We start from the raw sequence: 12,928 nt of genomic DNA, 5'->3' as shown, positions 1-12,928 counted from the left end.
TTACTTCTCAGGGTACAGCACTACCTGCAGGTAGTTATTCGTGTCAAAGTAACGCTGCGCGGCCTCTTTCAGGTCCGCCACGGTCAAACCGTTCACGCGCGACTCGTACGTCAGTATATCCTCTGGATTGTTATTGTTGAAGAAGGCATTCTGCAGGGACGCCATCCAATAGCCGTTTTCGCGCATACCTTTCCGGTAGCTCTTGATCCATGCCGTCTTCACCTTGTTCAGGTCCGCCTCTTCCGCGCCGTTCTGTTTGATCTTCTCGATTTCGGCAAAAGTCGCGGTCAGCACCTTGTCCACGTTCTCCGGCGCGCACGGCAGGCTGGCGTTGATGGCGTAATTCCCGTACGGGATGCGGCTCATGGAACCGCTCATGCCGCCGCTGTACATCGCGCCCATCTTCTCGCGCAGCGTTTCAATCAGCTTGATGTTCATGACCTCGACCAGCGCCTGCATGCGCATGCGCGCGGCGCGCGAGTACTCAATGTCGCCGGTGAAGGACAGCGAAATGGTGCTCTTCGGCTCTGAGCCGGCATGCACCTCTTTCTTGACTACGCCCTTGATCGGCCGCACGCCTTCATCCTTGAAGGCCACCGGAATCTCACCCACCGGCAAGCTGGCCAGGTAAGTCGCGATCAGCGGCTTAATCTTCTCCACGTCAAAACTGCCGACGATGAAGAAGGTGAAGTCGCGCGCACTGGACATGCGGCTGTTATAGATATCGAGCACGCGGTCCAGCGCCAGCTGGTCGAAGTCGGCCGGTTTGGCGGCGCGCAGCACGCGCGGGCTGTTGTTGTACAGCGTAGCGGTGACGGTATCGTAGAACACCGATTCCGGCCGCGCCAGATTGTTCTGCGCCAGTTCGCGCTGGCGGTCCACATAGGCGCTGTAGATGGCCACGTCCTTGCGCGGCTGCGTCATCTGCAAGTAGACCAATTGCAGCATGGCTTCCACGTCGGTGCTGCCGGAGCTGCCGCCCACCGATTCATTGAGCGAGCTGACACTGGCGCTGGAGCTGACGCTCTTCCCTGCCAGGACTTTTACCAGATCGTTGGGCGAGTAGTTCAACACGCCCATCTGGCCGACGATGCTGCTGGCATAGTGCGCCGCGAAGACATCGCTATCCGGCAGCAGCGACCAGCCGCCGTAACGCAAGCCACCGAGGATCACCTGGTCGTTATTAAAATCGGTCGGCTTGAGCACCACCTTCACGCCGTTACTGAGCGTGAGCTGCGTGGTGCCGATTTTGGCGTCGACAGTTTCGCTGACGATGCTGCCGGCCTTGGGCAAACTAGGCATCAGCTGCGTTGCATAGACCTTGTCCGCCAGCGGCTGGACGGCAATCTTCTCCGCTGCGCTGGCGATGCCCACCAGTTCATTGGCCTTGGGCTGGACCACGCCCGGTTTGTCGACGCCAGCGTAAATTACCAGCTTGCTCTGGTTTTCCGGAATGGCGGCGCGCGCGGCGGCATTCACTTCTTGCAGCGTAATGCCCGGTATCAGTTCTGTCGCGTAGCGGTATTCGGCGGCGGTGCCGGGAATGGATTCCTGTTCGAGGAAATTGCGGATGTACTCCGCCGCATAGCCGGACGAATCGGACTTGTCACGTTCGTTGTACATGCGTTCATAGTTGCGCAGCATGCCCTTCTTGGCGCGCTCCACTTCCGACGTGGTAAAGCCGTACTGGCGCGCGCGCTGATCTTCCTCCACCAGCGCATTGATGGCCGGCGTGACGCCGCCCTTGCCCAGCACTGCGCCAGCGCCGAAGGAACGATAGCCGCGTACGATCTTGTTCATGCCGCTACCGCCTTGCAGGAACGGCGGGTTGGCTTGCTGCGTCAACTCATACATGCGCTGGCTGAGGATAAAACTGTACATACCCTCGATCAGCTTCTGGCGATAATCGCCGATCGTATCGTCGGTCGGCCGTAATTGGATCGGGTAGCGGATGTAGACCGTATTGGCGCTGACTTCCTTGTCGGTGAAGACGATGCCTTCGGAATCCTGACGCTCCGGGATCTTCGCGTATTCACGCGGGCGCGGCTTGGCTGGATTTTTCAACTTGCTGAAATGCTGCTCAATCAGGCGCTGCGCCTCGGCCGGCTCGATGTCGCCAACTGCCACCACCGCCATCAGGTCCGGCCGGTACCAGTCGCGGTAGAAGCGCTTGATGGCGTCGTATTTGAAGGTCTTGAGAATGTCCTCTTTACCGATCGGCATACGCTCGGCGTAGCGCGAGCCGTTCAACACCTTGGGCAGCACGATCTTGTTCATGCGGTCGTCCACGCCTTTACCGAGGCGCAGCTCTTCCAGCACGATACCGCGTTCGCTATCGATATCCTCGTCGTTAAACGACAGGCCGTGGGCCCAGTCTTCCAGCACCTGGAAGCCCTGCTCAACGACCTCCTTTTTCTCCGTAGGTATCGGCAGGATGTAGACGGTTTCGTCGAAGCTGGTGTAGGCGTTGAGGTCCGCGCCGAACTTCACGCCGATCGATTGCAAATACGATACCAGCTCATTGCGCTTGAAGTGCGTGGAGCCGTTAAACGCCATGTGTTCGGTGAAGTGTGCCAGGCCTTGCTGATCGGCGTCTTCGAGGATGGAGCCTGCCTTGACCACCAGCCGCAGTTCCAGCTTGTTCTCAGGACGGCCGTTCTTCTGGATGTAGTAAGTCAGGCCATTGGCCAATTTACCAACCTTAACCTGCGGACCAACTGGAATTGTGTCGCTCAGCTTCAGTGGGGGGAGATCGTCGGCTTGCGCCAGGAAAGTACACGCCAGAAGTACAGCGCCGGACAAAATACGCAGGTTGGTCAACTTCGTCTCCGGATACTTGGAATTTTAGAGAATAGCTACCATACACCGAATTTCTCAATTTAGGCTAGAATCCTTGCTGCCTGCCGCCTGGCAGGTACTAACAACGTCTTCGGGGCGGGGTGTAATTCCCCACCGGCGGTAAAGTTACCCAACTAAGCCCGCGAGCGCAGTAATGCGCAGATCTGGTGTAATTCCAGGGCCGACGGTTAAAGTCCGGATGAAAGAAGATGTGCGCTTGAACGCATCCTGCTCGCCATTTTGGCGCGGCTGGCTGCGCGTATTCGCTTGCCCTGTCGCGTTCCTGACTTTTACAAGGAGCGTTTCACTATGCTGGACCAAACCGCAGTATCCCCCTACTCCATCGTATCCGATGATCTGGAAGGCCGCATCCACGCGGCGCTGCAAGCCATGCGCGCCGGCGTGCCGGTCATCTTGCTTGATGATTTCGACCGTGAGAACGAAGCGGACCTGATCGTCGCCGCTGAAAAAATAACCGTGCAAACGATGGCCATGATGATCCGCGAATGCAGCGGCATCGTGTGCCTGTGCCTGAGCGCAGACAAAGTGCGTGAACTGGAATTGCCGATGATGGCCGCGAATAACGGCAGCCGCTATGGCACGCCGTTCACGGTGTCGATCGAAGCGCGCGAAGGCGTGACCACTGGCGTGTCGGCTGCCGACCGCGTAACCACCATCCGCGCAGCGACGGCGGCCAATGCCAAGCCGTCGGACCTGGTACATCCGGGCCACGTGTTCCCATTACGTGCGACGCCGGGCGGCGTATTGGCGCGCAAAGGCCACACCGAAGGTTCGGTGGATTTGTCGACGATGGCGGGTCTGAACCCGTCGGCCGTGCTGTGCGAACTAATGAACCCGGACGGCACCATGATGCGCGGCGCCGATATCGAGCGCTTCGCAGAACTGCACCAAATGCCTATCCTGACCATCGCCGAAATGATCGAATGGCGTAAAAAGCACGGCATCTAAACCCACATGCTTTAGCCACGACGCCAGCTTGACCGCTTAGGGGTCTGACCCCGTACGGGGTCAGACCCCGCGTGGCAGTGCGGGTTTGACGTAGCGGTAGACCAGGCATAACGCGCCTGCATACGCCGCTGCGATCAAAGTGAACGCCATCGGCAGCCGCGTTGCCCATGACGGCGCAACGTGCATCACAGTGCCCATCATCGCCACGCCAACCAGCGCACCGATCTGCCGGTTGGCGTTCAGCGCCGCAGCGGCGCTGTTAGCGTGCTCCTTCCCCGCTACCAGCATGACCGTCGCCGTCATCCCCGGAATCGCAATCCCGATGGCGACATTCATCACCACCGCCGCCATCACCAGCAACCAGTAAGGCGTATCCGGGCGCAGGCCAACCAGCATCAATACCGCCATCGCCAAGCCGGCCATCAAGCCATACATCATCGGCGGCCGCGTTCCTACGCGCGACGTAATCCGCCCCGACGTCAAATTACCCACCGCGAAAGCCGCCATCATCGGTATCAGCTTGATGCCAGTCTGCAGCGCATCCGCCCCACCCTGCTGAATGAATAAACTCAATAAGAACAACTGCCCAAACACCGCAAAATTAATCAAAAAGCCCACGCCATTCGCCGCCGCAAACGCCGGCGTTTCGAACAACGCCTTGGGCAGTAAAGGATGCGCGCCGGACCGCTCCCTACGCACCAGCAGCACGGCCGCCAGCAGCGCCACTACCGCAGCACCCAGCACCGCCACCGATGTCCAGCCCAGCGCCGGCCCTTCAATCAGCACAAAACTCAGCGCAGCCAACGCCGCCACGCCCAGCGCATGGCTCCACATCGACAAATCGCGCTCATGCCGCGACGTAGCTGGCGCCAGCACCTGCGTCAGCACAATGCCCAGCAACCCAATCGGCACATTCACCCAGAACACACTGCGCCAGCCAAATTCGTGCACCAGCAAACCGCCCACCAGCGGCCCCGCCGCAGACGAACAGCCGACAATCGCCGACCACGTGCCCAGCATGCGCGCCCGCGTGGCCTGGTCTTCATAAGCATGCGTCAGCAAACTCAAAGAACTCGGCATGAACAACGCCGCACCCGCGCCTTGCAGCAAACGCGCCGCAATCAGCGCATGACCGCTCGGTGCCACCGCACACAATATCGAACCGAGTATGAACACGCTCAAGCCGCCCTGATAGACAGCCTTCGGCCCCAAACGGTCAGCCAGCGCGCCACCCGCCATCAGCAGCGCGGCAAAAGTCAGCGTGTAGCCGTCTACCACCCACACCAAACCAGTGAGCGGCACCGACAGGCTGACAGAAATGTCGGACAGCGCAGTATTCACCGCAGTGACATCGATCATCGCCATCACAAAGCCGATGGCCAGCGTCATCAGCATCAACAAAGGAGGCACATGGCGAACCGGCGCCGTTACAGTAGATGTATTCATGCGCACATGGTAGGCCGCTTGCGTGATGCAGTAAATACGCATAACATCAGCACTCTGATGCAAAAATGCATCACGCTGGAGCCCCTCATGGACTGGGATAACGCCCGCATCTTCCTCGCCATCTACCGTAAAGGCACGCTGCGCTCGGCCGCCGCGTCGCTCGATATCGACCAGGCCACCGTCGGCCGCCGACTCAACGCCCTGGAAACCTCGCTCGGCGCGCGCCTGTTCCTGCGTACGCCGTCCGGCTACATGGCCACGCCGGCCGGTGAAATGGCAGTCCACGCCGCAGAGAAAATGGAACACGCGGCGCTGCAGTTCCAGCGCGAGATGCAGGGCATCGACAATCGCCTGTCCGGCGTGGTGCGCGTCACCACCTCGGACACGATGGCCGCGCACTTCGTGATCGGCGCCATGCAGCGGCTGCACAAGCAGCATCCAGACATCCGCATCGTGCTCACTACCGGCACCGAAATCACCAGCCTGACGCGACGCGAGGCTGATCTTGCGGTGCGCACGCTCAAACCGACCAGCCCTGACCTGATTTCGCGCCACCTGGCCAAACGCAGCATGGGTTTGTACGCCACGCCTGGCTACCTGAAGGCGCAAGGCATGCCGCAACAAGGCAATGGTCTGGCAGGCCATGACATCATCATCTACCAGGCTTCGGTCGCGCCGCGTCATCAGGAAAAGCTTTGCCTCGAACCGGTGCACAACGCCCGCGTGGCGTTAGAGGTCAACAGCGGAATGGCGATGCTGGAAGCGGCGCGGCAAGGTATCGGCATGGCCGAACTGCCATGCCACATGGCCGACGGCGACAAGCGGCTGGTGCGCATCTGGCCCGAACGCGTGGACCAGTATGACGCCTGGCTGGTGATGCATAGCGATTTAAGCCGCAGCGCCCGGGTACGCGCGGCGGCCGACGCCATCATCGCCAGCTTCCCGGAGAAATAGCGTGTGACCGCCGGATTCGCGGCGGTGCTAATATGCCAACATGAATACGCAAGCATCCACACCGGGCATCCTGCAAAGACTGCACCAAGGCGTTGTCACCGCGCTGCACGGCTGGTGGCGGCTGCTGCATTTTGCGGTGCTGATGTTTTCCATGGCGCTAACGCCGGCCAGCTACGGTCGCGCGCAGCGTCCCATCCTCGCTCGCCACCTGGTGACGGATACTGTGTCCAACCTGGCCTGGTTTGGCGTGCTGTCCGCGCTGGTGAGCCTGGTGCTGATCCGGATTGTGGTGGTGACCTCGCAGAGCTACGGCCTGTCGCGCTTTGCGCTGGAGATGGTGGTGCGCGTGCTGGTGCTGGAGCTGATTCCCCTGACCGCCGCCGCCTTCGTCGCTTTGCGCACCACCCTGCCCGCAGGCCTGGAACTGGCGCAGAGCCGTCATGCAGCGAGTGCTGCCAGCGGTGGCGAACTGCATCGCGATTTTTTCCCGCGCGTGGCGGCCGGCGTGTTTGCGGTGTGGATGCTGGCGGCAGTCAGCTGCGTGCTGACGCTGATCCTGGCTTATCTTTCGCTGTACGGCTTCACGCCATGGGCGTTGGCCGGCTACACGCGCGTGGTCGGACAGGTGTTCAATCCTGCGGTCACGCTGATACTGGTGCTGAAGATTGTATTCTTCAGCTTTGCGGTCGGGCTGATACCGATGGCAACCTCGAACCGCATCTCGCACGGTCTGGCGGACATGGTCCGGGTGTTTGGCTTGATGCTGCTGATCGAAGTCGCTTCGCTCATGGGGAATTACTACTGATATGACAGAACAGGAACATGAAACCGCACCGGTACACAATGCCGAATTCAAGGCTGCCGTGCTGCTGGTGCTGATGGTGGCGCTGGTGCTTGGTTCGGCGCTGTATCTGCTGTATGCGCGCGGCGCCTTCGAATCGACGCAGACGCTGATCTTGCAGGCCGACGATTCCGAGGGTGTGGTGGTGGGCATGGACGTGACCTTCGCCGGCTTTCCCATAGGCCGCGTGCGGCGCATCGAATTGAGCCCGGAAGGCAAGGCGCGCTTGGTGGTAGATGTGCCGCGCCAGGACGCCCATTGGCTTCGCAGCTCCAGCATCTTCACGTTGGAGCGAGGACTGGTGGGCGGCGCCAAGCTGCGCGCTTTCACCGGCATTCCCGCCGATCCGCCATTGGAAGATGGCGCGGCGCGCACGCTGCTGGTGGGCGACTCAGCGGCGGAGATTCCACGTCTGCTGGCGGCAGCCAGGGATCTGCTGCAAAACCTGAACGACCTGACGGCGGAGAATTCGGCGCTGGCCGCGTCACTGGCCAACGTGGCCGGCGTGACCGGCAAGCTCAATGGCCCGCACGGCGCCATGGGCCTGATCGCCGGCGACGACAAAGGCGCGCAGCAGTTGACGGAGCGCGCCAACACATTGCTGGTCACAGTAAATGCGCTGGCCGCCAAGGCGGATAGCCTGATCGGCCACGCCGACGAGCGGGTCTTCGGTCCGGCGGGTGTGGCGACGGATGCACAAGCCACCATCCGGCAGCTTAACGGTCTGCTGGCTGATGCGCGCAACTCGCTGAAGAAAATGGATGCAGTGTTGGTCGAGGCGCAGGCAGTAGCATCGAATACCAAGGAAGCCACGGAGGACCTGGGTACGTTGCGCGGCGAGGTGGAAAGCAGCTTGCGGCGGGTGGAGCAGCTAGTGAATGAAATCAACCGCAAGTGGCCGTTCAAGCGCGACATGGAGATCAAATTGCCATGAAGAGGACCATCGTTATCGCCACGTTGCTGCTGGCCGGCTGCGGCAACAATCCGCCCGTGCCAGACTGGCAGATGAATGCACACAGCAGCATCGAGCGCGCAACAGCGGCCTACATGGAAGGCAATGCGCGCGTGGAAGCCGCTGAATCGGCGCGTGCCCGCGAGGCACTGGCCAGCACCGGCAAAGTAGACCTGATCATTCGCGCGGAACTGATCCGCTGCGCCGCACGCGTAGCCTCGCTGGTATTCGAAGACTGCGCCGTCTACGACAAAGTGGCCGTCGACGCCAGCCCCGCCGACCGCGCCTACGCCACCTACCTCGCTGGCCGCCTGCCCAGCGGAGCCGCGCCGGATATCGCGCTGCTGCCGGAAGCGCATCGGGCAGTGGCCGCCGCCGCCACCGACATGGCGGCGTCTAGCGCGGTGCTAGCCATCACTGATCCGCTTTCCCGGCTGGTCGCCAGCGGCGTGCTGCTGCGGGCCGGCCACGCCACGCCGCAACTGTTGGCAGATGCCGTGGACACAGCCTCCGCCCAAGGCTGGCGCCGGCCGCTGCTGGCATGGCTGGGCGTGCAAGCCATACGCGCCGAACAAGCCGGAGACACTGCCGAAGCCCAGCGCATCAAACGCCGCATGGCGCTGGTCGGCGGCTGACGGCAACCGGGCACCGTATCCTGTAAAATCCACGCTTCAACGCGTCAAGGATAGACATGGCTTACCCGTTCGCCCGCCCATTGCGCGGGCTGTTTTCCGTACTGGCGCTGTCGTGCGCCGTGCTGGCGCAGGCCGCGCCGCAAAAGGTCATCGTCGACATGGACATCGGCGACGACATCGACGACGCCTTCTCCCTCGGCCTGCTGCTGCAAAGTCCTGAGATTGAGATCGTCGGCATCACCACCGCATGGGGCGACACCGCACTGCGCGCGCAATTGCTGGAACGCATGCTGCGCGAGACTGGCCATAGCCGCATCCCGGTAGCGCAAGGCATCCGCACTACCGGCAATCCGCAGCCGTTCACACAGGCGCGCTATGCGCAGCGCGGCCAGTTGCCGGCCAAAATCGATGCGGTCGATTTCATGCTGGAGCAGATCAAGCGCCAGCCGGGCGAGATCACGCTGCTGGCCCTCGGCCCGCTGACCAATGTCGGTGTGGCCATCCAACGCGACGCCGCCACCTTCGGCAAGATGAAACAGGTCGCCATGATGGGAGGCTCGGTGCGCAGCGGTTACCGCAAGTCGCAGTACGTGCCATCCCGCCCGGCCGACAAGGAGTACAACATCGTGTCCGATATCGCCAGCGCGCAAAAGTTGTTCACCTCCGGCGTGCCGATTGTGATGATGCCAGTGGATTCAACCCAGATCCGCCTCGATGAAGTGGAACGCAATGCCCTGCTCGGCCACGGCTCTGCGGTCACCGACCAACTGGCGCTGCTCTACCATCAGTGGATTGATGCCTACCAGCCGTGGTCCAGCAATATGCCATCCCTGTTCGATGTGGTGCCGGTGGCGTGGATGATCGATCCTTCCGTGTGTCCAACCACGCCACTACGGATCGTAGTCGATAACGAAGGCTACACGCGCGAGCAGCCCGGCACACCGAACGCCAACGTATGCCTGGCCTCGGACCAGAAGCGTTTCTTCGACATCCTGATGCCGCGACTATTGAAAGATTAATGATGGCACTCGTCTACTCCACCGAAACGGGCCGCATGTGCCCGGACTGCCGCAAGCCGCTCAGCGACTGCACCTGCAAAGCGGCCTCCAAGGCCAAACCGGCCGGCGACGGCAACATCAAGGTGTCGCGCGAATCCAAGGGACGTGGCGGCAAGACCGTCACACTGGTGCGCGGCCTACCGTTGGCTGCCGACGAACTGGCGACGCTCGGAAAACAGCTGCGCAGCGCTTGCGGTTCCGGCGGCACCGTCAAGGATGGTGTGCTCGAAATCCAGGGCGACCACTGCGAGCGCGTGATGGCCGAGCTGACGAAACTCGGCCACAAACCGAAGCGCGTCGGCGGTTAAGCTTTTAAGGTGCGCTGGACCGACAGGTAAACATTGTCGCGCTCCAGCGCCTTGCCTTCGCGTGCAGCGGTAATCCACTCTTCCGTGCTGGCGACGGCCGCAAAGCCGGAATGGAACACAGTGCTGAACACGCGGTGTATCTCTTCCGCGCTGGCCTTGCCGGCCGCGTTTTCGTAGGACGGCGAACCGCCGGCATCCGACAAAAACTCCACCGATAATCCTTGGTGCGCCGCTTCGAAAATAGTGGCTGCGTCGCAGTTGTGCGTCATGTAACCGACGATGGCCAGCGTATCGATGCCGTTGTCGGCGACCCACTGCGCCAGATCGGTGCCGGTGAACACGCTGGCCTGGACTTTGTTGATGTGGTGATTGGCCGAACGCTTCGCCACTTCCTCGTGCAATTGCCATGACGGCGAGCCCTTGGCGAATATCGGCGAGTCCTCCGGCGCATCATGCTGCACCACCACTACCGGAATATCTGCGGCGCGGGCTGCATCCATCGCGCGCGTGATATTCGGCAGCGAAACCGCCACCGGCGGGTATTCGATCCTCATATTGCCAGTGAAGTATTCGTTTTGCACATCAACGACGATCAGGGCACGGCGCATGGTGTTTCTCCTGTATTGGGTTACGATGAGAGACATTGTGCGCTTCCACGCCGCCGATCGACAGCGGCCCGAAGGCATACAAACGATATAATCGGGCCATGACTACTTTCCGCTACAAGATCGCAGTGATTGCCTTCGACGGCATCACGCCCTTCCATCTGTCCGTGCCCGGCATGGTGTTCAGCGATGCAGGGTTCGAGCTGAAAATCTGCTCGGGCGATCCGTCGCCATTGCGCACCACCGGCGGCTTCGATATCGCTGTTCCACATAGCTTGCAGGCCTTAAGCCGCGCCGATATCGTCATCCTGCCGACCTGGCATGACGATTGCCGTCCCGCGCCAGAGGCCCTGCTGCAGGCACTAAAGCGTGCACACAAGCGCGGCGCGCGTATCGTCGGCCTGTGCCTCGGCGCTTTTCCACTAGCGGAAGCGGGCCTGCTGGACGGCCGCCGCGCCACCACCCACTGGCAGTTTGCGGATGCTTTGGCCAAGCGCCACCCCACGGTCTGCGTGGACCGCGAAGTGCTGTATGTGGATGATGATGTACTGACGTCCGCCGGCGTGGCGGCGGGACTGGATTGCTGCCTGCACCTGCTACGTCAGCTGTGCGGCGCGGAGGCGGCCAATCACGTGGCGCGGCAGCTGGTGGTGGCGCCGCACCGGCAAGGCGGGCAGGCGCAATTCATTGAACGCCCGGTGCCGGTCAGCGGCAGCGACGATCGCTTTGCGCAAGTGCTTAACTGGGTCAACCGGCATCTGGCCGATGATCACAGCATCGATGCGCTGGCCACGCGTGCAGTCATGAGCCGCCGTAATTTCACGCGCCACTTCCGCGACGCCACCGGCACCTCGTTCAAACAGTGGCTGCTCAACCAGCGCGTGGCGCATGCGCAGCGGTTACTGGAGACCAGCGATGTGTCGATTGAAGTCGTGGCGCAGGAAGCGGGTTTCGGTTCGGCGATGTCGCTACGCCAGCACTTTCGCACCGCGCTGCGTACGTCGCCGTCCGTCTATCGCCGCCAGTTCCGCGCCAGCGGCGGCTGAGCGGCTTATTCGCCGGCGGCAGCTGCGGCGGCTTCGCGCAGCTTGTCCTTCTTGCTCTTGCGCTTACCCTTGATACCGCCGTTCTCCACATCGGTAACGGCGCTGACCACCGGCGCAAGCTCGGTCGGCTCAAAACCGGCGATGACTTCGCGCGCCACGCGATGGTTCTGGCGCTTCTCGATCAGGCGGAAATGCTGCTCCGCTTCTGCAGTGATAAAGCTGATCGCCACGCCGCTCTCGCCTGCCCGGCCAGTACGGCCAATGCGGTGCGTGTAATCGACGGCGGAACGCGGCAAATCGTAGTTCACCACTGCCGGCAAACGCGCAATGTCGATCCCGCGCGCCGCCACGTCAGTCGCCACCAGTACCTGCAAATAACCGGAGCGGAAATCGGTCAGCGTCTGGGTGCGCGCGCCCTGGCTTAGCTCACCGTGGAAGGATGCCGCGTGAATGCCGTTGCGATTCAGTTTATCGGCCACGAGGTCAGAAGCATACTTGGTAGCGACGAACACCATCACACCACGCCACTTGTGCTCCAGGATCAGGTGCTTGAGCAGCATGGTACGGCGCGCTACATCCACCTGAATGGCACGCTGCGCGATATCCGGCTTGTTGCCCTCCTCGGCGGGCACCTCGATACGCGTTGGCTTGTTCAGCAGACTATCCGCCAGCTTCTGCACCGCCGACGGGAAAGTCGCTGAGAAGAACAGGTTCTGGCGCTGCTTCGGCAGCAGTTCGAGAATGCGGTTCAGTTCCTCGCTAAAGCCCATATCCAGCAGGCGGTCCGCCTCATCCAGCACCAGCATGGCCGTCTGCGAAATCTTCACCGCGTTATGATCGATCAGGTCCAGCAGGCGTCCCGGCGTGGCGACCAGGATATCCGTACCGCCGCGCAGCGCCAGCATTTGTGGATTGATCGACACGCCGCCAAACACCACCTGCACCTTCAGCGTGGTCGGCAAATGCGACACCAGCAAGCGAATCGCATCCGCCACCTGCGACGCCAGTTCGCGCGTCGGCACCAGGATCAGGCCATGCAACTGGCGATGGCTGCCGCGCTTATCGAGCAGCGATTGCAGCAGAGGTAGCGCAAATGCCGCCGTCTTGCCAGAGCCGGTTTGCGCAGCCCCCAGCACATCCTCGCCGCGCAGGATAGCGGGAATCGCGGCGCTCTGGATGGCCGTGGGCTCCTGATAACCGATTTCGGTGATGGCGTTAAGCAGTGAGGGTGCGAGGCCCAGCGTAGAAAAAGACATGTCGGCCTTCGGATAAACGG

The 12,928-nt window shown here is 61.7% G+C and carries 12 protein-coding genes and 1 riboswitch; of the genes, 8 read left to right on the top strand and 4 right to left on the bottom strand.

What is annotated here, in order from left to right; translation table 11 throughout:
* Positions 1 to 2,820, bottom strand: coding sequence for a M16 family metallopeptidase (locus GTP46_RS18015; RefSeq protein ID WP_161008017.1), 2,820 nt, complete (start codon positions 2,818 to 2,820; stop codon positions 1 to 3).
* A 101-nt stretch (positions 2,821 to 2,921) separates the two neighbouring features.
* Positions 2,922 to 3,053: riboswitch (FMN riboswitch) on the top strand.
* A gap of 94 nt (positions 3,054 to 3,147) precedes the next feature.
* Between GTP46_RS18015 and ribB the strand changes: the two genes are divergently transcribed.
* Entirely contained in the window at positions 3,148 to 3,807 is a 660-nt protein-coding gene (ribB, locus tag GTP46_RS18010) for a 3,4-dihydroxy-2-butanone-4-phosphate synthase (RefSeq protein ID WP_161008016.1), read from the top strand.
* A gap of 60 nt (positions 3,808 to 3,867) precedes the next feature.
* Here ribB and GTP46_RS18005 read toward each other — a convergent pair whose 3' ends face one another.
* A complete protein-coding gene (locus GTP46_RS18005; protein WP_161008015.1) occupies positions 3,868 to 5,253 on the bottom strand; it encodes an MFS transporter in 1,386 nt (461 codons plus the stop codon).
* An 87-nt stretch (positions 5,254 to 5,340) separates the two neighbouring features.
* Between GTP46_RS18005 and GTP46_RS18000 the strand changes: the two genes are divergently transcribed.
* The 6 genes from GTP46_RS18000 to GTP46_RS17975 are packed head-to-tail and all read left to right on the top strand — an operon-like array spanning position 5,341 to position 10,001.
* Positions 5,341 to 6,207, top strand: a complete 867-nt coding sequence (locus GTP46_RS18000; RefSeq protein ID WP_161008014.1) for a LysR family transcriptional regulator — start codon at positions 5,341 to 5,343, stop codon at positions 6,205 to 6,207.
* Positions 6,208 to 6,247: 40 nt separating this feature from the next.
* Positions 6,248 to 7,012, top strand: a complete 765-nt coding sequence (locus GTP46_RS17995) for an MlaE family ABC transporter permease (RefSeq protein WP_161008013.1) — start codon at positions 6,248 to 6,250, stop codon at positions 7,010 to 7,012.
* Position 7,013: 1 nt separating this feature from the next.
* Positions 7,014 to 7,982 (top strand): MlaD family protein, encoded by a 969-nt coding sequence (locus GTP46_RS17990; protein ID WP_161008012.1) that lies wholly within the window; start codon positions 7,014 to 7,016, stop codon positions 7,980 to 7,982.
* On the top strand, positions 7,979 to 8,635 hold the full coding sequence (locus GTP46_RS17985) for a hypothetical protein (RefSeq protein WP_161008011.1): 657 nt from the start codon (positions 7,979 to 7,981) through the stop codon (positions 8,633 to 8,635). The genes GTP46_RS17990 and GTP46_RS17985 overlap by 4 nt, the downstream gene beginning before the upstream one ends.
* A gap of 56 nt (positions 8,636 to 8,691) precedes the next feature.
* Complete coding sequence (locus GTP46_RS17980; RefSeq protein WP_161008010.1) at positions 8,692 to 9,654, top strand: nucleoside hydrolase; 963 nt, start codon at positions 8,692 to 8,694, stop codon at positions 9,652 to 9,654.
* Positions 9,654 to 10,001, top strand: a complete 348-nt coding sequence (locus GTP46_RS17975; RefSeq protein ID WP_161008009.1) for a translation initiation factor Sui1 — start codon at positions 9,654 to 9,656, stop codon at positions 9,999 to 10,001. Before GTP46_RS17980 ends, GTP46_RS17975 begins: the two co-directional genes overlap by 1 nt.
* On the opposite strand, the gene GTP46_RS17970 is transcribed toward GTP46_RS17975, so the two are convergent.
* Entirely contained in the window at positions 9,998 to 10,609 is a 612-nt protein-coding gene (locus tag GTP46_RS17970; RefSeq protein ID WP_229259005.1) for an isochorismatase family protein, read from the bottom strand. The two genes, GTP46_RS17975 and GTP46_RS17970, sit on opposite strands and share 4 nt — an antisense overlap.
* Positions 10,610 to 10,707: 98 nt before the next feature.
* On the opposite strand from GTP46_RS17970, the gene GTP46_RS17965 reads away from it, so the two are divergent.
* Positions 10,708 to 11,652: a GlxA family transcriptional regulator gene (locus GTP46_RS17965; protein ID WP_161008007.1), complete on the top strand. Its 945-nt coding sequence runs from the start codon at positions 10,708 to 10,710 to the stop codon at positions 11,650 to 11,652.
* Positions 11,653 to 11,657: 5 nt separating this feature from the next.
* Here the strand turns inward: GTP46_RS17965 and GTP46_RS17960 are convergent, their stop codons facing one another.
* Positions 11,658 to 12,908, bottom strand: coding sequence for a DEAD/DEAH box helicase (locus GTP46_RS17960; protein ID WP_161008006.1), 1,251 nt, complete (start codon positions 12,906 to 12,908; stop codon positions 11,658 to 11,660).
* Positions 12,909 to 12,928: the final 20 nt, after the last annotated feature.

Origin of the sequence: Duganella flavida, from assembly GCF_009857445.1 — a bacterium.
In the GTDB taxonomy this organism is placed as follows: Bacteria; Pseudomonadota; Gammaproteobacteria; order Burkholderiales; family Burkholderiaceae_D; genus Rugamonas; species Rugamonas flavida.
This window is presented reverse-complemented; position numbering and strand designations above follow the sequence as displayed.